Below are 25,472 nucleotides of genomic sequence, written 5' to 3'. Positions count from 1 at the left end.
TTAGATGATCACGCAGTATTTTTAAACTTAAACTTTGATATCGTTGAAGCCTAAAACGTCTTTCATGTCATATTTTTTCGGTGCTTTACCTACAACCCAAGCAGCGGCACGTACTGCACCTGCAGCAAAATTCATGCGATTCGTGGCTTTATGTGTGATTTCTACACGTTCACCTTCACCAATAAACATTACCGTATGTTCACCCACAATATCGCCACCACGAATGGTTTGGAAACCAATACTTTGACGTTCACGAGGACCAGTATGCCCTTCACGGTGATACACAGCATCTTGCTTCAAATCACGACCTAATGCATCAGCAATCGCCTCACCCATCATTAAAGCAGTACCTGATGGCGCATCAACTTTATGACGATGATGTGCTTCGATCACTTCAATATCGACACTGTCACCAAAGACTTTAGATGCTAATTCTAAAAGTTTAATGGATACATTCACGCCTACGGAGTAGTTTGCTGCGTACACTACAGGAGCAATCGTTGCACTTTCATCTAAAAATGCTTTTTGCTCATCGTTCATTCCCGTCGTACCGATCACTAATGCAACACCAGCCTCACGGCACAGTTTCAAATGCTGTTCAGTTGCAACTGGTGCAGTAAAATCAATAAATACATCGCAATCATTTAAAACATCTTGGATATCACCCACGACTTTCACACCAAGTGTACCAATACCCGCTAATTCGCCTGCATCCGCGCCAATAAGGCTACTGCCTGGACGCTCTACCGCTGCTGCTAATTGATAACCAGCATCTTGAACTGCTTGAATCAATGTACGACCCATACGGCCACCAGCACCTAAAATCCCAATACGCGGAGCGACAGACATAACCTATTCCTAGTGTTGCTTTAAAATTGTTCTTACTATAACAAAAGTCTATACATACGCTAAGTTTATCGATATAAAAAATTATGCTGTCTTCTAAGCATTTGATTCGAACACTAATCGAATAATCAGATTAAATTGAGAAAAATATTCGGTTTTTTATATTTATAAATTTTAACTATGATCAATGCCATGAAATTCAACACTTTTATAAGGAAATAATATGGCAGACCAAGCTCGAAAATTATCAACGATCCAAACGATCGAACAGTTACAGTTGGATGCTTCATTAGTTCAAGGTTTAGATCATGCCGAAACTGCGTGGATCATTATCGAAGCTATTCAACAATTGCAGGAATATCATAATCAGTGGCACTGAGATGAAACGGATCAGATGATTTTTCTTATTTAAAAGAAAATCATCTTCTGTGTTATTAAAATATTTACAATTTAAAAATCATATTAGGATTCAAAATTTAAAATTGCTCAAAGCATTGATTGCTCAGCTAAAGCATCGGTTTCTATTTTCATTCCTATTAAAATATGTTCTTATTATCTCGTTATTTTTAATCTAAATTACATTCTATCTTCACAGTTTCTCTGCATTTTTTCAGTACATTAGTGTGAACCCCAATTTATAAGGTCAACGAGGGCGGAATATGAAAAAGATTATGACAGTTTTGACATTATCTTTAAGTGCAATATTTACAGCAAATATTGCCAATGCTGCTCCTTACTCTGATGACTACCAAGATAAAGGTTCACGTGAACGTGGTAAAGGATTTGAGAAACGTACTCAATATGATGCTTCATCAGATCAAGAGTTCCAAGATCGTCGTAAAAACAGAGAAGAGCGTGGCGTAAAACGTTTACGTCAACATAAATGGCAAACTGGCTACGTCATGCCTCAACACTATCGTGGCAATAGTTATAAAACCGAATATAAAGATCATAACCTACCAAAACCTGGTAAAAACCAACAATGGTACAAAGTGAATAATGACTTTATTCTGGTGGATTCAAACAGCAATAGCATTTTGAAAATCCAGCAAGATTAATTTTGACGTTTAAATCGACCCGACTTCATGTCGGGTTTTTTGTTGAGTTCAATCCTAATCATTCATCTTCATCACTTCTTCATACATTTCACAAATTGACTATATCTCTCCACGGTTTATCTCAAATCATTTTGTACTTTAGCGATATCGGATAAATAACAAAGTTAGAGGTATCCCACATGAAAAAGTTAGTATCAGTACTTACATTAGCAATGAGTGGTTTATTGGCAACATCTGCGATGGCTGGTCCACATGACGATGGTCGTCACTATTCAAAACCAACTCCTCCACCAGCGCATTGGAATAAAGGTCAGACTGCGAAATATCAACATGACCGCTATGAACAAAATCGTGGCTTCCAAAATGTAAATCCAAGCCGTCAATGGCGAGTAGGTCAACAGTTACCACGTCAATTCAACTCTTCAAAATTTGAGTTAAGTGATCGTCAAGCGAAGAATCTACCTAAAGCGGCGCGTAACCAGCAGTGGTACAAAATTAATGGAGACTATGTCTTAGTGAATGAGCGTACAGATCGCATCGTGCGTATCATCGGATAAGCTTATTCCTAGATCTTCTCAAATTGATCTTCCCTGCACTCAGCCCAAACTCAGTTTGGGCTTTTTTATGTCTTTATTTTAATGCAGGTGTGGAAAATCATTTTTTTGTTTAGAATCTGATGACCACTTCTCGCTTCTATCGGTACATGCATGCAATCGGACTCAATAGATACAATTCAAAATATGACACAGCAATATGTGCATTGGTTCCGAAACTCAGCGCCGTATATCAACGCCCATCGTAATAAAACCTTCGTTTTAATGTTTGGCGGCGAAGCAGTTCAATCACCAAATTTTCAACATATTATTCATGATATTGCCCTTTTACATTCTCTCGGCATTCGACTCATTCTGGTTCATGGAGCACGACCACAAATCAGTGCAAATCTTGCTGAGAAGAATTTAGATAGTCCTTTTCATAATCATCGTAGAGTAACAACACGTGACTCATTAGGTGCGGTCATGTCTGCCGTAGGCTCAATCCGTTTACAAATCGAAGCCTTATTGTCTATGGGACTTGCAAATTCACCCATGTATGGTGCTCGCATTGATGTGGTATCTGGTAATTTTATAACAGCTAAACCTTATGGCATTCGTAACGGTATCGATTTTCAACTTACCGGTGAAGTGCGTTCAGTCGATGCAGATGCGATTCAAAAACATTTGGACAATCACAATATTGTATTGCTTGGCCCCTCAGGTTATTCAACCACTGGTGAAGTTTATAACTTGCTTGCTGAAGAAGTGGCGACCAAAACAGCTATCCAACTCGGTGCCGATAAACTCATTTTTCTCGGTTCCGAACAAGGTTTAATGCAAAGCCCACAGCAGTTGTTGCGCGAAGTGACCCCGCATCAGCTAGATCAACATATTGACGTTGCTTTAGAGCAAAATTATGAATTGGCATTGCATTTACAAAATGCCAAGGAAGCCTCTTTAAATGGCGTTAACCGCGTTCATTTATTATCTTATGAACATGATGGTGCATTAATCGAAGAATTATTTACTCGTGATGGGCATGGCACGATGATCACCGATGCACATTATGAAGAAGTCCGCACAGCGACGATTCAGGATGTCGGTGGATTAATCAGTTTATTACGCCCATTAGAACAAGAAGGCATTTTGGTATACCGCTCTAGAGAACGCTTAGAAAATGAAATTGATCATTTCGCTGTGATTGAACGTGACGGTATGGTTCTGGCTTGTGCAGCATTATATCCAATACCAACTGAATCAAATGAAATTCGTTCTGCAGAAATAGCCTGTGTGGCAGTACATCCAAGTTACCGCAAATCAAATCGTGGTAGCCAAATCTTGCACTATTTAGAAGAGAAAGCAAAAAAGTCTAATATCCAACAGTTATTTATTCTTACGACACGAACCGCACATTGGTTTTTGGAACAAGGGTTTGTCAAAGCATCGGTGGATGACTTACCACAAGCGCGTCAGGCACTTTATAATTTCCAAAGAAACTCAATTGTTTGTAAAAAGCCACTCTAAAGTGGCTTTTTTATTGCACCCTCATGAACTGCTTTATCTTTCTTTTATATATCGATATTCCTAGTTGAACTATCTTCACACTCATTCGATATATTCATACAAATCATATCATTATCACAATTTAATATTTTAATATATATTTATATATTTCATTAACTTAGAAACAAAAATATCGCTATTATCAGCTTGAGTCTTTTGCATTTTTTTAGATATTTTTTTCTCTTTTAATTTTATCTTTTTTATTCATTAGGAATTCCTGAATTCTTATTTTTTACGAAATAGAAAATTCATTAACTTAGGCGCGTTACATGACGCATTTATTTTTTTGATTTTTTTTATTTTTAAGTTTTCAGGATTTTCAATATGAGCAGCTTTAACGCTAATCTTTGGAAAAAAACACTCATTTTGTCTTCTGCGTTAACAGGTGCTTTGCTACTCACTGGTTGCGACTCAAAAAAAGAAGATAAAACCCAAGTGTTAAATATCGGTTATCAAAAGTATGGCTTACTGCCCGTGATTAAAGAACGTGGTGAATTAGAAGCCGTTTTGAAGGATCAAAACATTCAAGTGAAATGGGTAGAGTTCCCAGGTGGACCACAACTGTTAGAAGGTTTGAATGTCGGCAGTGTTTCATTTGGTGAAGTCGGTGAAGCCCCCCCTATTTTTGCCCAAGCAGCGAATTCAAATTTGGTTTATGTCGCAAATCAACCTGCGACTCCACGCGCTGAAGCGTTGATTGTTCAAAAAAATTCGAACATCAAAGATATTCAACAACTTAAAGGTAAGCGTGTAGCGTTAAACAAAGGTTCTAACGTTCATTATCTTCTCTTGAAGATTTTAGAAAAGAATCATTTGACGCTTGATGATATTGAAGTGGTTTACCTACCACCATCGGATGCTCGCGCAGCATTTGAGCGCGGTGCAGTCGATGCATGGGTAATCTGGGATCCGTTCTTTGCAGCAGCAGAGCATCAAATCGGCGCACGTGTTCTCGCTTCTGGCGAAGGGAATGCCAATAACTACCAGTTCTATATGGCTGATCGTAAGTTCGTTGAACAGAATCCTGAAATTATACAAACCGTTGTTCAAGAACTTAATGAGGCATCAGATTGGATTGCTTCCAATAAAGACGAAGCAGCTCAACTGCTCGTGAAGCCTACAGGTCTAGATTTCAAAATTCTTCAAACCTCAATTGGACGTATGAGCTTCGGCGTTTACCCAATTAGTACTGAAGTTGCTCAACATCAGCAAAAAGTTGCCGATGTATTCCATCAACAGAAATTGATTCCAAACAAAATCAATATTCAGGCCGCAATTATTGCTCCTACACCCAAATAACAACATGAAAAGGTGATGAACATGACTCAATATCAATCAGCAAATACAGCACACACTTGGTTTAAAACCTCAAGTCATTCAATGACAACGATGCTATTTGCCTGTGCGATGTTGGGTTGCTCAGCTGCATGGGCTGTTGATCCCTCAGTGAAGGAATTACGCATTGGCTTCCAAAAATCTTCCGTGAATTTGGTGATTGCTCAACAGCAAAAACTGTTTGAGCAAGAATTTCCCAATGCCAAAATTACATGGAATGAGTTCCCTGGTGGTCCTCAAATTTTAGAAGCACTTGCAGTGGGTTCAGTGGATATTGGTGCAACAGGTGATACCCCGCCTGTTTATGCTCAAGCAGGAAATAAACCTTTGCATTACATTGCTTATGAGGCGGCGAAGCCACTTTCTTCAGCAATCTTAGTGCCGAAAAAATCCAACATTACTCAGCTTAAACAACTCAAAGGCAAGCGTGTCGCAGTACATCGTGGATCTAGTTCACATTATCTATTGGTCCAAGCCGTCCGAAAAGCAGGTTTGCAATGGAGCGATGTAAAACCAATTTGGTTAAGTCCTGCTGATGCACGTGCAGCATTCCAAAAAGGTGCCGTTGATGCATGGGCCATTTGGGACCCGTATTACGCTGCTGCTGAGCTTGAAGATAAAGCAAAAGTTTTGACCACTGGACAAGGGCTGAGCCCGAATTACACGTTCTATCTCGCTTCAGGCAAGTTTATCGACAAACATCCTCAAGCGATTTCAGGTGTCATTGAACAGATTAATCTTGCTGATCAATGGGTTCAAAAGAACTTAAAAACTACAGCAACGATTTTTGCCAAAACAACAGGTTTAAAGCCGAATGTGAGCCAAACCTTTGTTCAGCGCCGACCTCGTCCATCTTATGCAGCACCTTTAACCGCGAAAGTCATTGCAGATCAGCAACAACTGGCTGATCGCTTTGCTGAGCTCAAAATCATTCCTAAACCGATACAAATCAACCAAGTCGTATGGACTGGTAAGTAACTCATATTAAGGACTTAAGTAATGAAAATTTTCTGGTTTATTCCTACTCATGGTGATAGTCGCTACCTAGGTACAAGCAAAGGCGGACGTGTTGTCGACCATGCCTACATGAAACAAATCGCTGTGGCGGTGGATAATCTAGGTTATGAAGGTGTGCTTATCCCGACTGGTCGTTCTTGTGAAGATCCATGGTTAACTGCCGCAAGTTTAATTGATGCCACCAAAAATCTTAAATTTCTCGTTGCTTTGCGCCCAGGGGTAACCACTCCTGCACTGGCTGCACGTATGGCAGCAACCTTTGACCGTCTTTCAAATGGCCGTGTTCTATTGAACTTAGTCACTGGTGGTGATGAGCAAGAGTTAAAAGGTGACGGCGTCTATGAAGATCATAAAACGCGTTATAAAACTGCGACTGAATATACTACGATTTGGCGCGAAATTTTAAAACGCTCTCATACGGGTGAAAGCTTCACGTTCCATGGTGAACGTCTAAGCGTGGATGATGCAAAATTATTATATCCACCCGTCCAAAAACCTTACCCACCATTGTGGTTTGGTGGTTCTTCTGATGATGCTGTTGAACTGGCAACCGATCAAGTGGATACCTATTTAACTTGGGGCGAGCCACCAGCAGCAGTTAAAGAAAAAATTGAAAATGTCCGCGCTAAGGCGGCAGCTAAAGGTCGCACCCTAGATTACGGTATTCGTTTACATGTCATCGTCCGCGAAACCAACGAGGAAGCATGGAGAGCTGCTGAAGAATTAATTCAGTATGTTGATGACGAAACCATCGCTGCGGCACAGAAAAAATTTAAACAAATGGACTCTGTTGGTCAACGTCGTATGGCTGAACTTCATAATGGAGATCGCTCGAAACTTGAAGTTTCACCAAACTTATGGGCTGGCGTAGGTCTCGTCCGTGGCGGTGCAGGCACGGCATTAGTAGGTGACCCTGAAACTGTGGCGGCACGTATCCAAGAATATGCAGATTTAGGCATTAATACCTTTATTTTCTCGGGTTATCCGCACCTTGAAGAATCAATTCGTTTTGCTGAATTGGTATTCCCTCTTCTACCATTAGAAACACGCCAAAAACTGACTCAACCGAATCTGACTGGACCTTTTGGTGAGATTGTCGCGAATAACTACACTCCTGAAGAAAATAAAAAAGGAGATCAGGTTCAGGAGCCGGCATGACAACAGCAGTAAATAAAACTCAAAAGCATTCTATCGTGTTGAGTAAAACCAAGGTGGTTAAAGCTGAAGGTTTTCTCTCTCGAGGAACCAAACAACTGGGGCAACGTTTGTTGCCTTGGTTAGTACCCATTTTCCTTATTGTGATTTGGCAACTGGCATCAGTCACTGGCATTTTAGAAAGCCGCGTCTTGCCTGCTCCAACCGCAGTGGTTTTAGCTTTTTGGCATCTATTGCTTAGTGGTGAACTGTGGACACATGTCCAAGTCAGTGCGGGACGTGCACTGATTGGCTTGCTGATTGGTGGTGGCTTAGGATTATTTTTAGGGTTGTTAAATGGCTCATCTAAAGTCGCCTCTACGTTACTCGACACGACCCTACAAATGATCCGTAATATTCCAGCTTTAGCTTTAATTCCATTGGTGATTCTATGGTTTGGAATTGACGAATCTGCCAAATTATTTTTGGTCGCGATTGGCGTGTTTTTCCCAATTTATATCAATACGTATCACGGTATCCGATCTGTAGATCCTCAGCTGATCGAGATGGGCAAGAGTTATGGTTTAACACGCTGGCAGTTATACAAAGAAATTATTTTACCAGGTGCTCTTCCTTCCATTTTAGTTGGTTTGCGCTTCGCACTAGGTTTAGTTTGGGTTCTTTTAATTGTGGCTGAAACCATCTCGGCACAAGCTGGAATTGGCTACATGACCATGAATGCGCGTGAATTTTTACAAACAGATGTCGTTTTAGTAGGGATTCTACTGTATGCCCTACTTGGTAAATTAGCGGATGTACTCGCGGTTGCCTTAGAAAAATATTTATTACGCTGGCATCCAGGCTATCAAAAATAGGAATGCGTATGACTGATTTAAGTATTTCAAATCTCGCTGATGAACATGTCATTCCAGATCATGCCAGATCAGCTCCACAAAAGATCGGTGCAGAAATTAATATTGAACAACTGCACAAGTTCTATGGCAAAGTTAAAGTATTAGAGGATTTAGACCTACATATAGAACCTGGTGAATTTGTTGCCATTGTGGGTCGAAGTGGCTGTGGTAAGAGTACGTTGTTACGGTTAATCGCGGATTTAGAACAACCGAGTTATGGTGAGATTAAATTTAAATCTGCACTGAACTTTCGTGAAGGTATTACCGCTGATGACATCCGCGTCATGTTCCAAGATCCTCGCCTATTGCCATGGAAAAGCATTTTAAAAAATGTGCAATTGGGCTTAGATAAATCCCAGCATGATAAGGCTGAAGCATTATTGGAAAAAGTTGGCTTAAATGAAAAAGCTGAACTTTGGCCTGCACAACTTTCAGGTGGACAACGTCAACGAGCAGCGCTAGCACGTGCCTTGTCTCATACCCCTCGAATACTATTACTTGATGAACCTTTGGGGGCTTTAGATGCGCTTACGCGTTTAGACATGCAAAATTTAATCGAGAAACTATGGCTAGAACAAGGCTTCACCACCATCTTAGTGACACATGATGTCAGTGAAGCTGTTCAGTTAGCAGATCGTATTATTTTGCTCGATAAAGGTCATATCGCACATCAGTTCAAAGTAGATTTACCACGACCGCGACAAAAAAATGTCAAATTTGCAGAGCTTGAACAACAAGTTTTAGAAGCCGTACTTTCAACTTAAGCGATACAAAATATGACATTCTGAATTGTTGAATAAGGTAAATGGAAGTGTCTAATTTTCGTCGGAAAATTAGACACTTTTCGTACTGATAAATGGCTTTTTTTAATTAAATTAAAAGATATTCTCGATCAGCATTTCCCACATGAGTAATATGTATTTGTTTATCAAATAGATTGTACATGTGTCTTATTATTAGTTTTATCACTTAACTACACAATTATTCTTCATATTCTTTTGCAAATGCCCTAATCCTTGTGCACAAATCGCACGTTTTGCCGTACAATTTGAGGTTCCTTTTTATAATTTACTGACGAGATGGAACAAAAGAAGAGTACGCAAAAACGTCAACAGCTTTTAGCTGCTGCATTAGATGTGTTTTCTGTGTATGGTTTTAGTGGTGCAAGCTTAGATGAAATTGCACAACTCGCGGAAATGCACAAATCGAATATTTTCTATTACTATGAAAATAAAGAAGCGCTCTATGTCGAAGTGCTGACTACTGTCATGCAAAAATGGTTAGCTCCACTGCAAATGTTGGAAGCTGATTTAGAGCCTGCTGAAGCGATCACGCAATATCTCATGCAAAAGATTGAGGTTTCTCGTACTCAACATAAGGCATCAAAATTATTTGCTTTAGAAATTATCCAAGGCGCACCACATATCCTGCCAATTTTGAAAGGCCCATTAAAAAAACTCTTCAAACGCAAATCTAAAGTCATTTCCACGTGGCAAGAGCAAGGCAAAATATCAGACAAGATCGATGCTGAGGTTTTAATTATTAACCTTTGGGGTATCACACAAAACTATGCTGATTTTAGCACCCAAACTGAAATGGTAACGGGAAAAACCTTGCGCAATCGCACCATGTATCAACGTACCATTGAGCATACAGTCCATATGATGCTATACGGTATTTTACCTCGACCATAATTGGTTTCTCTAAATCTCTTCGAGATTGATCTCTGGCATACGACCATAGTTTCTATGGTCGCCAAAATCTTAAAAATCTAGTGTTCCATACTCTGATATAAAGCCAATAATTTTTGAGCGCCCAACAACAAGTTCTCCTCCCAATCTAAATGTGCGGTGTCGTTTGCCCCATCTGTAATGTATTTCACGGAAATCAAACGAATGCCAAGTTTCTTACATACTTTGGCGAGCGCATATCCTTCCATATCAACCAACTGACATGGCACCTTAGGTTCACCAGTTTCAAAGCTATCGCCAGTCCCACAAATGCCCTTGGGAAGATGTTGAAAATACGGCTCTAGGTTAATCGCTGCGGGAAATTCCTGATCCATCGGTGTAACACCAACTTCAAAGCCAAGCGGTGAAACATCCATATCTCGCTGTACAAATGTTGTTACTTCAACCAAGGAATGCGCATCAAAATGCGAACTTCCTGCTGTTCCTAAATTCAGCAAAGTTGTGCATCCCGTTTTTTGAATCACTTCAAAAGCTTTAAATGCTGCATTGACCTTACCAATACCACTGTAATGTACTGCAATATTTTCAGCTTCGAATAATCCTTTAGATTCGCTTGCTAAGGCCATAATTAGGGCTAGATCAGACATCACTTACTCATTAAATTTCGAATGGAATACATTAGACAAAAATATATCCCGAAATAAAAGTTTCTTTGATCTAATGACTCAAGCGTCTTGATCTAGAATAAGAAAAGTATTGAATAAAAACACAACAACAAGACGAAACTGTGAGAATATGGCAATATATAGCCCAAATTAATTTTAGTCACCATTTCGCCCATGAAGCTACTCCGTCTGAATGCTTTAGCGCCCAACTTTCAATTGCCCAAAACTGCCGTCACCATTGGCAATTTTGATGGTGTTCATTTGGGTCATCAGGCGATGGTTCAGCAATTAAAAGACATAGCACAACAACAAGATTTAAAAACTGTGGTGATGATTTTTGAGCCACAGCCTTTAGAATATTTTAAAAGTTACGATGCACCACCACGAATTAGTTCATTACGTGAAAAAGTGGAACATTTGGCTGCACTTGGTATCGACTATATTGTTGTTGCCAAATTTGATGACACTTTCCGTAATTTAAGTGCGGAAGAGTTTGCTGATATTCTAAAATACAAACTGAATACCCAAAGTCTGGTACTCGGTGAAGATCATCATTTTGGGAAAAACCGACAAGGTAATAGCCAATTCTTGCGCGATTATGGTTTTCAAGTCACCGATTTAGATAACGTTGAACTGAATGGCGAGCGTATTAGCTCCACCTTAATACGCCAAACTTTGGCTGCAGGTGATCTTAAAAAAGCTGCGGAGCTACTTGGTCGCCCGTATAGCATTACGGGTCGTGTTCAATATGGTGATCAAATCGGTCGCACCATTAACTTTCCAACTATCAATGTTCGTCTAAACCGCCATAAACCCTGTTTGCATGGCATCTATGGTGTTGAAGTGATTTGTGAAACAGAATCGTTAAAAGACAAAGTTCGCAATGAAAATGCCGAATATCAAGGTATCGCTGGTTATAAGGCTACAGCCCTTTTCGGTGCAGGACATGTCGGCACCCGACCAGCCATCGAACAGGAACATCCAGAGTGGCGATTAGAAGTACATTTCCCTGATGTTTCTGCTAATCTGTATGGCCTGTTAATGCGGGTAACATTTTTGAACTTTGTTCATGGCGAAAAGAATTATCCTTCGCTAGAAGCACTCAAAGCTGGGATCGATGATGATGTTGAGCAACTGCTTGAGTTTCGCCGAAATAACCCCAACTTTCCTTATTAATACTCCTTAATTTTTGTAAAACGCGTCAGCTTTAGACTGATTAAATTGGAAGACAACTTGCATGAGCGATAAGCAAACTCCTGAAAATGCAGTGGACTATAAAGCCACGCTAAACCTCCCAGGTACTGACTTTGCGATGAAAGCAAATCTCGCAGTACGTGAAGCGAAATGGTTAGAAGAGTGGTATGCCGACAACATTTATCAGCAGATTCGTGCGTCGCGTATTGGCAAGAAAAAATATGTGCTTCATGACGGCCCTCCATATGCGAATGGTCAAATTCACTTAGGTCATGCGGTTAACAAAGTCTTAAAAGACATCATCATTAAAAGCCGAGTGATGGATGGTTTTGATGCACCATACGTACCGGGTTGGGACTGTCATGGTCTTCCAATTGAACTTAAAGTTGAAGAAAAAGTCGGTAAAGTCGGCGTAAAAGTAGATGCTTCTACATTCCGTAAAGCCTGCCGTGAATATGCTTACACACAAGTTGAACTGCAAAAGAAAGACTTCGTGCGTATGGGCGTGTTTGGTGATTGGGACAATCCGTACTTAACGATGAACTTCAAACAAGAAGCCGACATCGTGCGTTCATTGGGTGCTATTGCCAAAGCAGGTCATATCGAACCAGGTCTTAAGCCCGTCAACTGGTGTTTAGACTGTGGTTCCTCATTGGCTGAAGCTGAAGTTGAATACGAAGATAAAAAATCAGACGCAATTGATGTGGGTTTCAGCGTTGTTGATTTAGCTGACCTTTCTGCACGTTTGGGTGTAGACATTGCTGAACGTACCGACATCGTGATTTGGACCACAACACCTTGGACCATGCCTGCCAACCAAGCGGTTGCGCTTCATGCTGATCTCGAATATCAACTTGTGAAAGCGACTGGCGAAGACAAAGTACCTCAAAACTTCATTCTTGCGAAATCATTGGTTGAATCAGCTACTCAGCGTTATGGTTTTACTGCATTTGAAGTCTTTGCAGAATTCACTGGTGCAAAACTTGAAAACCTTGTTCTGCAACACCCACTGATCGCTGAACGCCAAGTGCCTGTAATCTTAGGTGAGCACGTGACTGACGGTAGCGGTACAGGTGCTGTACATACTGCACCAGGTCATGGTGTAGACGACTATAAAGTTGGCTTACAGTACAACTTAAAAGTTGAAAACCCAGTCGGTGGTAATGGTGTGTATCTACCAACTTCGCCACTCTTTGCAGGCGAGCACATCTACAAAGCCAATCCAAAAATTATTGAAGCATTGACTGAAGCAGGCAAACTTTGGGCACATGTTGTGATTAAACATAGCTACCCACATTGCTGGCGCCATAAAACACCTATTATCTTCCGTGCAACACCACAATGGTTCATCAGCATGGATGCCAAAGGTCTACGCCAAGGTGCATTGAACGCGATTGAAAATAATATTGAGTTCGTACCAGATTGGGGTAAAAACCGTATTCAAGCGATGATCGAAGGTCGCCCAGATTGGTGTATCTCTCGCCAACGTACTTGGGGTGTGCCAATTCCATTCTTCGTTCATAAAGATACTAACGAGTTACACCCTCGTACACCTGAATTGATCGAAGAAGTGGCTAAACTCATCGAACAAGAAGGTATTGATGGTTGGTATAACCGTGATGCACGCGAATTCATCGGTGATGATGCAGATTGCTATAACGCTGTTCGAGATACTTTAGACGTATGGTTCGATTCAGGTACAACACACTTTGCAGTCCTTCGTGAACGTGAAGAGCTACAAGACCCTGCTGATTTGTACCTTGAAGGTTCAGACCAACACCGTGGTTGGTTCCAATCTTCATTGTTGACTTCAATGGCAATCAACGAACGCGCACCGTATAAAGGCTTGTTGACACACGGCTTCGTGGTCGATGAGAAAGGCCGTAAGATGTCGAAATCGATCGGTAACGTCATCACGCCGCAAGATATCATTAAAGATATGGGTGCTGATGGCCTTCGTTTCTGGATCGCATCTGCAGACTACCGTTATGAAATGACCGCAGGTAAAGAAATTTTTAACCGTGCCTCAGACGGTTACCGTCGTATTCGTAACACATTGCGTTTCTTGTTAGCAAACTTAAATGGTTTCCAACCTACGACTGATTGCTTAGCGATTGATGATTTGATTGCACTCGATCAATACATCTTGCAACGTGCTTCAGAAGTGCAAGAAACGATTCAGAAAGCTTACGAAGATATGAACTTCCATATCGTGACAAGTGCGCTGACGAATTTCTGTATCAACGATTTAGGTGGTTTCTACCTAGACATTATCAAAGACCGTCAGTACACCACCAAAGCAGATTCTCAAGCACGCCGTTCTGCACAAACTGCGTTGTACCATTTGGTTCAAGCATTTGTACGTTGGATGGCACCTATTTTAACGTTCACCGCACAAGAAGCTTGGCCATTGATTCCCGGTCAAACTGAGAAATATGTCTTCACTGCTGAATGGTATGATATTCCGACTGCATCAAGTGCCAATGTCGTATCAGAAACTGAATGGCAAACATTGATCAATGTGAAATCGGCAGTGAATAAGTTTATCGAGGCAGCACGTGGTGCGAAAACTGTGGGTTCAAACTTGTCTGCTAAGGTTGAGCTTTGGGCGAATGATGAACTTAAAGCCGTTCTAGACAAATTAGGCGATGAACTTCGTTTCGTTCTCATTACTTCACAAGTGATGGTCAATAGTTTCGATGCAGCACAAGGTGAAGTATCTGACTTAGAAGGCTTGAATGTGAAAGTTTCTGCTGCTGACGGCGAAAAATGCGTTCGTTGCTGGCATGTTCTGCCTGATGTGAATACACATCCATCACATCCAGGACTATGTGGTCGTTGTATTATTAACCTCCCTACAGGTCAAGGCGAAGAGAGAAAATATGCCTAATCCACAAAATAATAAAAAAGGTTTATTCCAATTCTATCCCCACAATTTGTGGTGGATAGGATTGTCTATTGTTGCCATTATTTTGGATCAATGGACTAAATGGATAGCAAGTACACATCTGACTTATGCAGACCCTGTACCTGTTTTACCTTTTTTAAATTGGACATTACTACATAACTACGGCGCTGCCTTTAGTTTCTTGTCCGATGCCGGTGGATGGCAACGTTATTTCTTTACATCACTTGCAGGAATTGTCTCGGTTATTTTTGTGTTTTGGATTATTCGTATGCCAAAAAACATGAAAGTATTGCCTTTAGCCATCGCACTCATCTTAGGTGGGGCGATTGGTAATCTTATTGATCGAGTAAGTTTAGGCTATGTTGTTGATTTTATTCATGTCTACTACAACAATAGTCACTTCCCTGCTTTTAACCTTGCAGATAGTGCCATTACTTTAGGTACCATCTTAATGCTGATCGATACTTTTTTCTTAGAGAAACATCGTATTCAACGTGCGGAAGCGCAAAATGACTGATTTTATTAATCCAAATGAAGATACTCGCATTGAAGCGGGTTCAAAAGTACATTTACACTTTTCAGTAGCCATTGAAAATGGTGTTGAAATTGATAATACACGTAGTCGCGAAGAACCTGTAAGCCTTGTGATAGGTGATGGCAGCTTATTGCCTGGTTTTGAAAAAGCTTTATTTGGCTTACGTGCGGGGGACCGTCGTACAGTAAGTTTACCTGCTGAAGATGCTTTTGGCCCTTGGAACCAAGAGAACGTGCAAAAATTTGATACTGTTAAATTTGAGCAACGTCCTGCTGAAGGTCAAATGATTGAGTTTGAAGATAAAGCAAAGCAGTCATTATATGGTGTGGTTAAATCGGTTGGTGATGATATCACTGAGGTCGACTTTAACCATCCGCTTGCTGGTAAAGATATTACTTTTGAAGTTGAAATTTTCAAAGTAACACCAGCAGGTCAGCAAGGCATCAAAATTATGTAATGCCTGATTCGTGCATAAAAAAGCGCCTTATGGCGCTTTTTTTTAGATACATTTTCGATCTACCTTTTTAAAAAAAACATTTTAAAGTCAGTGTGATAACAGTTAGAAGGATTAATTTGGTGAATATTCAAATTATTGTGGGAAGCGTTCGAGAAGGCCGCACAGCCATTAAAGTTGCAAATTGGGTTCAAAACACGATTTCATCATATAACTACAGCACGATTCAGACAGAAATTGTGGACTTAACAGAATGGGATTTACCGTTTTTCGCTGGAGCAAATCCACCACTAACGGGTATATATGATCAACCTAAGCAACAAGAATGGGCTGCTCAAATCGCGAAAGGTGATGCATTTATATTTATTAGTCCTGAGTATAATCATGGTTACAGCCCTGCACTTAAAAATGCACTCGACTATTTAGGTAAAGAGTGGAATGGAAAACCTGCTGCTTATGTCAGTTATGGCGGTAGTAATGGCTCTCGCTCTATCGATCAAATCCGTCAAGTTGCTACGCAATTAGGTTTAGTCGACTCAAATGCCGTGGTTGAGATTCGCGATATTTTTGCACGCAATCGCAATGAAACATTCGAAGGCAATGAATTCGATGACAAAGCGCTTAAATCTGCGTTTGATAAAATTGTGCAATATGTAAGTGCATAAGATCCGATTTAGCTGTACACAATAGAAAATCTTTTGAATATTGATGTACGCTGTGGCTTATATCGCTTCTATACGTACAAGGTAAATTTACATATAGTTAAACCATACAGAGATAGGATATTTCTTAAAGTAAAAATATGAAATGCAGGAAGCTATAGATTTGACAGCATTTTTATACTTTTCAGAAAGTAAAAATTTCCCCATTACACATAAAGAGTTAACTTGTTTAATTTCAATATCATTTTCAAAGCTATTATCTTTACCAGAATTTTGTAGAATCATTTTAAAAAACATTGTTTTAGAAATTGTTGCATCGTAATACTATTTGTTAAATCTGATGGCTGTTGCTGTAATACTTTTGCATAAACAGGGCAGCCTAAACCTTGAAGTGCGACACAACTATCCTTATTAAATTGGATATAGGAGTGTCACTTTGTCATATACACATCTGAGTTTTCAAGAACGAACAGCATTAATGCTTGAACATAAAAAGCAAACTTTTCACCCCGAAAATTTGTTAAACAAATTAATAGACATCATTGTACGATTTCTCGTGAACTTAATCTCAATTCGACAACTGAATCTTACTGCGCTGAATCCGCTTCACAGTCTGCATTGGCTAGACGAAGACGTGGTCACAGAAAACTTAAGTTGAATGCTTCTTTATTATGGAAATTCATTGTTGAAGAAATCCTTTGTTTGTGGTCACCAGAACAAATTTCTAAACGAATAAAACAATTTTTGAGTTCAGAACCAGCTATGAATATCAGCCATACAACAATTTATTCAACTATTCGAGCCTTGCCCAAAGGTGAATTAAAAAAAGAATTATTATCGTGCTTAAGACGTGAAAATAAAAAACGTAAAGCCAATGGAGAGTCCAAAAAAGATTCGATATTACAAGAGATAAAAACTATACATGAGCGTCCTGCCGAGGTTCAGGAAAGAAAAAGACCAGGGCACTGGGAAGCAGATTTGATCAAAGGAAAAGACAATAAAAGTGCTATAGCTAGTCTGATTGAACGAAATACACGCCTTTGTTTATTAGCTGTGTTGCCTGATGCCAAAGCAGAATCAGTTCGCTTAGCATTAACAGAATCACTGAAATATCTACCACCGGAGTTACGTCAGACATTGACTTATGATCGTGGGCGCGAAATGGCGGAATATCAGATTTTGGAACAGGATTTAGGGATAGAAGTGTATTTCTGTGATCCTCATTCGCCATGGCAAAGAGGTACTTGTGAGAATATGAATGGCTTGATTAGACAATATCTACAGAAAGGGACTGACCTAAGCCAAGCAGATCAGCATTATTTAAATCAAGTCGCAATGTCTCTCAATACTCGACCGAGAAGAGCTCTTGATTGGCATACACCATTAGAGAAATTTGTTCAGTTGGTTGATTATCATCAGGCTTTTAAAACTGTCGCACCTCACATTTGAAGCTGCCCTCTCTTCTTGGGTAAGATAAGTATAGTTCATGATGCAACTTTGACTTTGGACGGTCGGAAGCAAAATGCTAACTTATCTTGCCTCCTTCCAATAATTTAATCTCTGTTGCACTTCATTTGAGAATCTAACATTTAAAAAACCAACTAACTATTGTGCATAATAAATGCAGATACGATGATATAGTTTAAATGTAAATTAATTTTCTGTGGCATTGAAAAATTTTATTATCCTCTCCCAAAAAGATGCTTTATTTATAGTACATTTAACTCCATCAAATTTACCTAATTCATTTCCAATAAAACAAAAATCACTACCAAAATTTGTAACTTCCGAATCAAGTACAGCAGTATAGATATAATTATTTTTAAAATTATACTTAATTTTTATACAGTTATTCTGTGATGGATAATAGTTATTAAAATTTGAACTATAATTAGATATTTTATAAAAATTTTTTTTATCAAAAACATTTAATTCATATTCACCTTTCAACCCCTTATTATTAATATAAAAACAGGCTTCATTATTTTTTTTAATTATTTTTAACTCACCACCTTTATATTTACTGGAGCTCGCTTGCACACTTATATTCGAATTAAATATTATAAAAAAAACAACCAAAAAATATTTCATAATTAATTCTCTATTAATATCTAGATTTAGTGCTATGCCAAAAAAACTTTCCGTAATTTAGAGGTAGTAAATTTTTATCCGATGGGTTATTAAGAAAATCTTGTAATACTTTTTTCAAAGCAGCTAATTGAGCTAAATTTTTTTTATGACTAATAGGTAAATCATGATTAGGAAAATTTGTTAAATAGACTGCATCATAATAATGGCTAATTATTTCACCTTGTTGTTCCATATTAAACTGGTTAAGTTTTTTATCCTGATCATCGCATAATAGGTCATAGTCATAAGCTTTAGATTCACTTGTATATCCACCTCTAATGCCTATTTCTAGACCTGCTCCAAAATTATTATAGCCAAGCTGATGTTGCCATACATGAGCCATTTCATGAATAAACCATATTCTATCACTGGCTTCTTTAGATACTGAAAAATCTTTGATACTTAAAAAAGACTCTTCAGGTAAATGAATTTCACCAAATGGGGTCATGGCATTTTTAGTAGAGTTAGGCAATCCTAATAAACCACCTCTTTTAATCAATACTTTAGAGTAATTAATAGAATTGTTAAAAATTAATTTTGATAAAGCAATCTCACCAGCTGTCAGATATCTCTTAGTTTCTAATCTAACTACTTTAGTAGGAGGATCTATACCATATTTGATTTTTAACATTGCCTCTACTTCAGAAACAGTTTGTTTATTAGTGGACATGCTCATGATCCTCTGCAATTATTCTTAGAAAAATTTTTTCTTCTTTATCTCCGATAATCTCTTCTGTAAATCCATTTTGATCGGTTCGCCCATGAATTACTTTTCCATTTAATTCAATTTCGTAACAAATATTTTGAAGTACTTCATCCGTTAATTCATCTTTTAATTGAAATCTTTGACCATACTGTCTATTTCGATTCACTATAGAATTACTAGCCAAATTAGAGATTAATGAGGTTGGGTTATTTCCTATACTAGCTCCTGTTGCTCCTACTACTAAATTTTGTTTGGGTAATAATTTACAGCCACACGATAAACTATCATTTACTCTCGCAACAGATTTGCCCATAACTAGCATATATGGATCACCTGAAATAATAGTAGCCGTTGTTTTATGTTTAGGACAGGTGGCCTTATCCCCTACACAAGCAACTGGCTTACCTTCGATTAAGAAAGAACTATTTGCTGAAATAACCTGCCCACCACCTGTGGTTGGAGAGCCAATCGTAATATAAGGGAAAGCCATACACTTATTCCTTTTATAATATTTTATTGAACTTCAAACTCGATTCGTCGATTTTTCTTACGACCCTCTTCCGTTGCATTGTCTGCAACAGGTTCATCAGCACCCATACCCGCTGTACTTAATCGTGAAGGTGAAATATTCTTCGCAATCAAATATTGTTTTACTGCATCCGCACGTTGCAAGCTCAATTCTTTGTTTTTCTGTGGATTACCTTGACTGTCAGTATGTCCGATAATTTTGACATTTTTGCCTTGAACTTTGTTTAGCGCAACCACCATTTCGTCTAAAATTTGTGTGCCTGCTGGTAAAAGTGTGGCACTTCCAGAAGCAAATTCAATAATTCGATTTTTTAAAGCATTATCAATGATAGCTTGTTCTGCATGATTCACAGATAACTGTGCATTAAAGCGATAAGGTGCCACAACTAAATTTTGAAATGTATTTTGAGTCGGTACGATATCATTTTGATTGAGGACTTTACCTGTGAGCTCAACTTGTGTTCCTCTTACACTCAATTTTCCTTGAGAAACTTTTTTAAGATCAGGTGTGATGACTTGGGTTACGGAATCACTCCATCCATTGGGTGCAGTGACAGGACGAACCTGAATTTTATCGATAATTTGGTCTTGGCTATAGACCACTTTCATTTTACTCAATATGGCCTGTTTGCTCATCTCGTTAGGAACAACTCCCTCAACGATAATGTCTTTCGCAAACGATATAACACTTAAACTCAATATCGAACTAAGCAGTGAAATCTTTAATAAGGTTTTCTTCATCATTATTCTTCTATAAAAGTCTGTCGGAATAATTTCATTCCTTGATTTAAACTTAACTGTCGTTCGCACAAAGATTGCTCGAGTGCAGCAAGACCTGCATTTTGCTCCAAATAGCGATCAATCCACTGTGCTTGTACCAATGAAACCCAATGTTCAGAGCTTAAGTTTTGATTGAAAATATCACTTAATGCTTCAATATCTGCGCCCTGAAAGCCAAATAATAAAACTGGACGTTCTGAATGAAGAATACCAATTAACACTTCGGTATTATGTTTTGGCAAAAATCTTGCGATTAAACTAACCCAGAATGCTGCGATTTCATAACAAAAACTAGGGTTGTGAATCGGTAAAATTAACACCTTATTCAGTTTACTCGTTCCATTTTTTAATACAGGTTGGAGTAAAAGACCTAGTCCAATCATGCTTTGTGCAAGCTCATAGACCGATATTTTCATCATTTGTGCAAACGAATGCATGGTGTGATTTTCAAAAAAAGCGGTTGATTCAGTTACATCAAGAACTTGAATTTCTTTTTTGAGCTGAGCCAGTTTTTCGATTAAATCATCAGCATCTCGAATTTGACGAATCACTCGGTTTCTTTGAAATAAGTCAATCAAAACTGGCTTATAGCTATAAGGTGCATAGAGCAAATTTTGGTAGGGTGCATCCACTTCCAATAAGTGACTCAACACCATAGGAAACTGACGACCTGAGCTGTCTTGGCTGGTCACTAAGTTTGCAACCAAGAACATATTTTCACGCGGATTGGCAATAAAGAAATCTAATGATGCCAAACTTTGGTAATTTTGATCGAAGTTTGGATTTCTCATTGCCATTTCAAGCGCTTCAGTAATCCACTGATCAATCACTTGAATCAGAGAATACTGTCCTTTGGTTTTCAGAAAATCGCCACGAGCAGGACTCTTACCATAGTACAAAGGCGTTGTTTTCACACTGTACATATCGCCTCCTACTGATGATCCATCTTAAGTTGTACTCCATACATCATGGCTGTGCTCCTTGTGTTGCATTTTGCAATGCCGTATTCGTTGAATTCTCAGCTTGAGGTGCTGGTGTTGGTGCCTTTTGAGCAGATACCACACGTGCTGTCGCCTTGTTGGTGGTCACCTTATCAACCAATTGCAAACCGTTTAAATCACGATTAGAGCCAACGCCTGTACCACCTTGACTTGAATTCCCACTGATCAAACGGAAGTTTACTTTTACCGCTAATGATGGTTGTTGAGCACTTGCCCAAGTCATTTCGATGACACCATTTTGATCACGACGTTGTGAAGAGTCGATCAAACGATTGATCCCGTATTCACCTGGTGCATCAAAAATCGTATGTGTTTTTCCTTCAAGATCGACTGCAGTAATACGCGCTCCAGGAATAGCACCAGTATTCGGCCAAACAAAGTTCACCCACTGTTGGATACCATTTTCAAAGACCATACGTTGACCATCAATATCAATCGTATAAGACAGCAATTGTGGATTAGACAATGGATAGAATTGGAAGTTGGACTGATTGGTCGCAGCAGGCGCAGAACCTTGTGACAAAGTACCTGTAGCTACACCGTTAAGTGGTGAAACATAGCGTTGGAAACTCATCACAAATTGTGGATTCAAGATAATGCCTTGGTCTTTCCACGTTTTAGAAGTCAGTGTGTAACCACGACGAATCACAAATGGATCGAGCGTTTCTTTAACAAAATTGGCAATACTACCGCCCTCACCGAAGATTTGACCGATTTCACTACTCGTCGCTTGGATTGAAGCCGAGGTATTGAATGGAACCTTTTGGCTCAGAGTCTGATTAAACGGTTGATAAGCTTGCATTACCCATAATTTATTAATCTCATCTTGTGCTGGCGTGATTAAGCTTGCAAAGGATTGTGTCAGTGGACTCACCAAAAGCTTTTGAATGAGCTTATTGTCAATATCATTCAGCCCTACCGTCAGTTTTTCATCGACAAGTTTTTGCGTAGTATTAAATACTGAGGTTTGTTCATTGATGGTTTGTTTTACCAAAGCCATCGCATTTGGGCCAATATCCCCTGCATTTCGGAGGTCATTGAACTTACTGCGTACCTGTGCGAGATTTTCTAAATACTCATCAAGTAATGATTTATTTTGCTGATCATCACGTTTACGAACCAACTGATAAAAAACATTAAATTCTTTTGAGATAGCACCTTGGGCGCGCTCAGCTGCACGTTGAATTTCATTGGTATTATCTTGACGAAGAACCTTACGTTTAAACCAAGCGATAAATCCTGTTTGTGGAGCAGCCAATTCTGCTTGAACCACAGGGTTATCCCAATTGGTTTCTTTCGCTGTATGCTCAATCAGCAAACGTATCGGGGAGTTTTGAGGCTCACCCAATAAATCTATAGTTTTATGTTGCTGGGCAAAATCAGGTTGTTTTGCATAATAAATTCCATTCAAGAATTTACGCCACTCTGCGATATATTCTTTCTTATAGAGTTCAGTCAGCTGCTTACGAATTTGATCTGGACTACCACTAAAGGTGAGGTCATCTGATTGATTGCTGTTCAACACCCAGTCACGACTGTCTGTCGGACTATTCGCAGCTTCATCAATGGCTTGATCGATATATTCGTTCCATGCCTTATATGTAAATACCCCAGGAAGAGCATAAGAACCTAATACGGCACTACGATTGTTCTCACCTACAATTTGAGCTGCTGTCACTGCTGGATATCGTACGGCAGCACGCATTTTGATCTCATTATAAACTCGATCACGTGCTGGCATCCCCTTCATCACCGCCAACAATACTTGTCGGCTTTGATCAACCAATTGCGCATCCGCTGACAACTGTGGGAATTTTGGATCATTCGCCAATGTCATGGTATAGGTCAGCACCTGCTCCGCTTTTTGGATCATTTCACCACGTGACATTTGTCCACGATTGGCATCTAACCATGAACGCCAAAAGCGTGTAACCTGATCACTCAGATGACTTGCTTCCATATATTTTGAATTGCTCATCATCAAATAAGCTTTCAATGCGTTGTAAGCATCTTGGGGATTCGAATCAGAAGGTTCCAAAGCATTTTGTGCAGGTTTAGCCGATACTTGCTGAATTTCAACATTAACGTGATTTTCTTTTAGTGTCGCTTCATTATTTTTTACACGTTGCAAGAACTGACCAATATTTTGTTGAGATGGTTCTAAAACAATTTGTCGCACACCATTTAAATATTCGGTTTTAAGTTTTTCTCGCAGATCATTGCCTTGATACAAACCAAAGCCAAACTTTAATGGACGATCTTCTTCAAATTGATCTAACTGTTCTAAACGCTGTTGTAAAATTAGTAACGAGTCAAGCTGTGTCGCCAAATGCTGACCTGATGCCTGCTCCATTTGCATCACTTTATTCAGATCTGCTTGAACATCTGCGATCAACTGTTGGTTGTTACGGTAAGACCACACCCACAGGCCTAAAATTACAGATACCCCAAGTAAAGCTGCAATAAAACTCAAATAACGTTGGCGCTTTTTCGCCGGGTTAATATGTTGCTTCACCAAGTTTTTATCTTTCAGAATGACATCTGAAAATAATCCCTTTAAGAAATACCCATGATTCTGTGATACAGAATTTTGTGGAATACCATGTTCGCTGTTCGGAATTTTCTGAAGTCTAAATTCTTGAGCAATTTGCTCCGTCATTGGACTCTCGATCGTTCCTTCTTGTAAGGCACTCGTGAAGTAAAAACCACGGAATACAGGTTTGAACTGATACGGGTTTTCCTCAAATAGTGTTCCTATAAAAGTTTTGAGTGCTGGCTTTAAAGTCTTAAACTCAAGCGGAAAAGTCATCACACTTGGTGAGATATTCTGTGCATGACGGCGACTTAAATGAGTCGTACTTACGCTTTTCAATCCATCATACAAAATATTGTAATGATGCTCGAATAGATCAACAGCATTTTCAGATGAATCTGGATTATAAGGCAGCGTTGCTCCCCAAACTTGGTCAAATTCATCCTGATCATAGCAATCAAAAAACTCAGTGAATCCTGCGATCAAATCCATTTTAGAAAACACCAAATACACAGGTGCAAAGATTTCTAAACGTTCCGTCAAATCTTGTATACGTGCTCTCAAGTTTTTAGCGAGTTTCAACGATTTTTCAGGACTTTGACTAACTAACTCGGCAATACTGACGGTGACAATCAGTCCATTAATCGGCGCTTTAGATCTATTTTTTTTGAGCAAGTTCAAAAAACCAATCCACTCAGAGTGATCTTCTGCATAGACTGAGTAACGACCAGCCGTATCTAACAACACCCCTTCTGTTGAGAAAAACCAATCGCAATTACGTGTTCCACTCAAACCTGAAGACACTGCATTTTTATGCGTTTCTTCGAATGGGAACTTTAACCCCGAGTTATAAATGGCAGAACTCTTACCGGCAGCAGGGTTACCAATGACCATATACCAAGGCAACTCATATAGCGCTGCATTCCCTTTTTTATCACCCAGCTTTGACTTACGAATGAGCTGAATTGAATCCTTCATCTGTTGATGAACCAATTGCAGTTCATCTTTATCCTTCTGCTTACCATACTCAGCTTGGGTATCTTTTTCGATTGCTTCCGCCAATTCTTCCCCTTGTTTCTCATGGCGTTTGCGTTGAATGAACCAATAGATTCCATAACCGATTAGACCCAGTACATAAGCCACCGCAAGCGGCCAGAAATACTGTCTAGGTATCGTGTGATAGGCAGACACTAAGGCAACAAACAATGACAATGCAATGATTGCCTTTGGGTTTGAAACGTACTGCCATACATAGCCTAATATCGTGTGCATTGTATTCTCA

Annotated in this window: 23 protein-coding genes and 1 pseudogene; 16 read left to right on the top strand and 8 right to left on the bottom strand. The window is 39.3% G+C overall.

The window, feature by feature from the left end; all coding sequences use genetic code 11:
- Positions 1-27: 27 nt before the first annotated feature.
- Positions 28-849: a 4-hydroxy-tetrahydrodipicolinate reductase gene (dapB, locus tag AC1M9I_RS10530; protein ID WP_035264896.1), complete on the bottom strand. Its 822-nt coding sequence runs from the start codon at positions 847-849 to the stop codon at positions 28-30.
- A gap of 220 nt (positions 850-1,069) precedes the next feature.
- Here dapB and AC1M9I_RS10525 point away from each other — a divergent pair, with 220 nt between their 5' ends.
- The 10 genes from AC1M9I_RS10525 to AC1M9I_RS10480 all read left to right on the top strand — a co-directional run bounded on the left by AC1M9I_RS10525 (position 1,070) and on the right by AC1M9I_RS10480 (position 10,097).
- Positions 1,070-1,225: a hypothetical protein gene (locus AC1M9I_RS10525; protein WP_171076739.1), complete on the top strand. Its 156-nt coding sequence runs from the start codon at positions 1,070-1,072 to the stop codon at positions 1,223-1,225.
- A 280-nt stretch (positions 1,226-1,505) separates the two neighbouring features.
- Complete coding sequence (locus AC1M9I_RS10520) at positions 1,506-1,904, top strand: RcnB family protein (RefSeq protein ID WP_092766593.1); 399 nt, start codon at positions 1,506-1,508, stop codon at positions 1,902-1,904.
- A gap of 179 nt (positions 1,905-2,083) precedes the next feature.
- Entirely contained in the window at positions 2,084-2,461 is a 378-nt protein-coding gene (locus AC1M9I_RS10515; RefSeq protein WP_481594538.1) for an RcnB family protein, read from the top strand.
- 150 nt (positions 2,462-2,611) lie between these two features.
- Positions 2,612-3,964 carry an amino-acid N-acetyltransferase gene (gene argA / locus AC1M9I_RS10510; RefSeq protein ID WP_481592773.1) on the top strand — a complete coding sequence of 451 codons (1,353 nt, stop codon included), beginning with the start codon at positions 2,612-2,614 and terminating at the stop codon, positions 3,962-3,964.
- Between the two features lie 363 nt (positions 3,965-4,327).
- A complete protein-coding gene (locus AC1M9I_RS10505) occupies positions 4,328-5,302 on the top strand; it encodes a sulfonate ABC transporter substrate-binding protein (protein ID WP_481592772.1) in 975 nt (324 codons plus the stop codon).
- 81 nt (positions 5,303-5,383) lie between these two features.
- A complete protein-coding gene (locus AC1M9I_RS10500) occupies positions 5,384-6,316 on the top strand; it encodes a sulfonate ABC transporter substrate-binding protein (RefSeq protein ID WP_257219958.1) in 933 nt (310 codons plus the stop codon).
- 21 nt (positions 6,317-6,337) lie between these two features.
- Positions 6,338-7,513, top strand: a complete 1,176-nt coding sequence (ssuD, locus tag AC1M9I_RS10495) for an FMNH2-dependent alkanesulfonate monooxygenase (protein ID WP_092766595.1) — start codon at positions 6,338-6,340, stop codon at positions 7,511-7,513.
- A 53-nt stretch (positions 7,514-7,566) separates the two neighbouring features.
- Positions 7,567-8,364: an aliphatic sulfonate ABC transporter permease SsuC gene (ssuC, locus tag AC1M9I_RS10490; protein ID WP_180000343.1), complete on the top strand. Its 798-nt coding sequence runs from the start codon at positions 7,567-7,569 to the stop codon at positions 8,362-8,364.
- 8 nt (positions 8,365-8,372) lie between these two features.
- Positions 8,373-9,167, top strand: a complete 795-nt coding sequence (locus AC1M9I_RS10485) for an ABC transporter ATP-binding protein (protein ID WP_481592770.1) — start codon at positions 8,373-8,375, stop codon at positions 9,165-9,167.
- Positions 9,168-9,482: 315 nt separating this feature from the next.
- A complete protein-coding gene (locus tag AC1M9I_RS10480) occupies positions 9,483-10,097 on the top strand; it encodes a TetR/AcrR family transcriptional regulator (RefSeq protein WP_035264923.1) in 615 nt (204 codons plus the stop codon).
- A 77-nt stretch (positions 10,098-10,174) separates the two neighbouring features.
- On the opposite strand, the gene AC1M9I_RS10475 is transcribed toward AC1M9I_RS10480, so the two are convergent.
- Positions 10,175-10,744 (bottom strand): 5'-methylthioadenosine/S-adenosylhomocysteine nucleosidase family protein, encoded by a 570-nt coding sequence (locus tag AC1M9I_RS10475; protein ID WP_481611025.1) that lies wholly within the window; start codon positions 10,742-10,744, stop codon positions 10,175-10,177.
- Positions 10,745-10,933: 189 nt separating this feature from the next.
- Between AC1M9I_RS10475 and ribF the strand changes: the two genes are divergently transcribed.
- From ribF to AC1M9I_RS10445, 6 genes and pseudogenes are all read left to right on the top strand, one after another.
- Positions 10,934-11,935, top strand: coding sequence for a riboflavin biosynthesis protein RibF (ribF, locus tag AC1M9I_RS10470; protein ID WP_092766599.1), 1,002 nt, complete (start codon positions 10,934-10,936; stop codon positions 11,933-11,935).
- A 61-nt stretch (positions 11,936-11,996) separates the two neighbouring features.
- The gene (ileS, locus tag AC1M9I_RS10465; protein WP_481594542.1) at positions 11,997-14,843 is read left to right on the top strand and encodes an isoleucine--tRNA ligase; all 2,847 of its coding nucleotides are present in this window, start codon (positions 11,997-11,999) and stop codon (positions 14,841-14,843) included.
- Positions 14,836-15,378, top strand: coding sequence for a signal peptidase II (gene lspA, locus AC1M9I_RS10460; protein ID WP_481611024.1), 543 nt, complete (start codon positions 14,836-14,838; stop codon positions 15,376-15,378). Before ileS ends, lspA begins: the two co-directional genes overlap by 8 nt.
- Positions 15,371-15,853 carry an FKBP-type peptidyl-prolyl cis-trans isomerase gene (locus AC1M9I_RS10455; RefSeq protein WP_035270560.1) on the top strand — a complete coding sequence of 161 codons (483 nt, stop codon included), beginning with the start codon at positions 15,371-15,373 and terminating at the stop codon, positions 15,851-15,853. The genes lspA and AC1M9I_RS10455 overlap by 8 nt, the downstream gene beginning before the upstream one ends.
- A gap of 119 nt (positions 15,854-15,972) precedes the next feature.
- Positions 15,973-16,515 (top strand): NADPH-dependent FMN reductase, encoded by a 543-nt coding sequence (locus AC1M9I_RS10450; RefSeq protein WP_481611023.1) that lies wholly within the window; start codon positions 15,973-15,975, stop codon positions 16,513-16,515.
- 433 nt (positions 16,516-16,948) lie between these two features.
- A pseudogene (locus AC1M9I_RS10445) lies at positions 16,949-17,961 on the top strand (IS30 family transposase).
- Positions 17,962-18,165: 204 nt separating this feature from the next.
- Here the strand turns inward: AC1M9I_RS10445 and AC1M9I_RS10440 are convergent.
- Genes AC1M9I_RS10440 through tssM form a run of 6 tightly spaced genes read right to left on the bottom strand, consistent with a single transcriptional unit; the run spans position 18,166 to position 25,462 of the window.
- Positions 18,166-18,603 carry a hypothetical protein gene (locus AC1M9I_RS10440; protein WP_481611022.1) on the bottom strand — a complete coding sequence of 146 codons (438 nt, stop codon included), beginning with the start codon at positions 18,601-18,603 and terminating at the stop codon, positions 18,166-18,168.
- A 13-nt stretch (positions 18,604-18,616) separates the two neighbouring features.
- A complete protein-coding gene (locus AC1M9I_RS10435) occupies positions 18,617-19,312 on the bottom strand; it encodes a zinc protease (protein WP_481611021.1) in 696 nt (231 codons plus the stop codon).
- On the bottom strand, positions 19,302-19,838 hold the full coding sequence (locus AC1M9I_RS10430; RefSeq protein ID WP_481611020.1) for a PAAR domain-containing protein: 537 nt from the start codon (positions 19,836-19,838) through the stop codon (positions 19,302-19,304). Before AC1M9I_RS10430 ends, AC1M9I_RS10435 begins: the two co-directional genes overlap by 11 nt.
- A gap of 23 nt (positions 19,839-19,861) precedes the next feature.
- On the bottom strand, positions 19,862-20,620 hold the full coding sequence (locus AC1M9I_RS10425; protein WP_481611019.1) for an OmpA family protein: 759 nt from the start codon (positions 20,618-20,620) through the stop codon (positions 19,862-19,864).
- Positions 20,620-21,579, bottom strand: a complete 960-nt coding sequence (gene tagF, locus AC1M9I_RS10420; RefSeq protein ID WP_092766605.1) for a type VI secretion system-associated protein TagF — start codon at positions 21,577-21,579, stop codon at positions 20,620-20,622. The genes AC1M9I_RS10425 and tagF overlap by 1 nt, the downstream gene beginning before the upstream one ends.
- Positions 21,580-21,622: 43 nt before the next feature.
- Complete coding sequence (tssM, locus tag AC1M9I_RS10415) at positions 21,623-25,462, bottom strand: type VI secretion system membrane subunit TssM (RefSeq protein ID WP_481611018.1); 3,840 nt, start codon at positions 25,460-25,462, stop codon at positions 21,623-21,625.
- Positions 25,463-25,472 lie beyond the last annotated feature (10 nt).

Source organism: Acinetobacter sp. ANC_7553 (assembly GCF_056779895.1).
The sequence above is the reverse complement of the archived record's forward strand: the minus strand, read 5'-3'. Positions and strand labels throughout refer to the sequence as shown.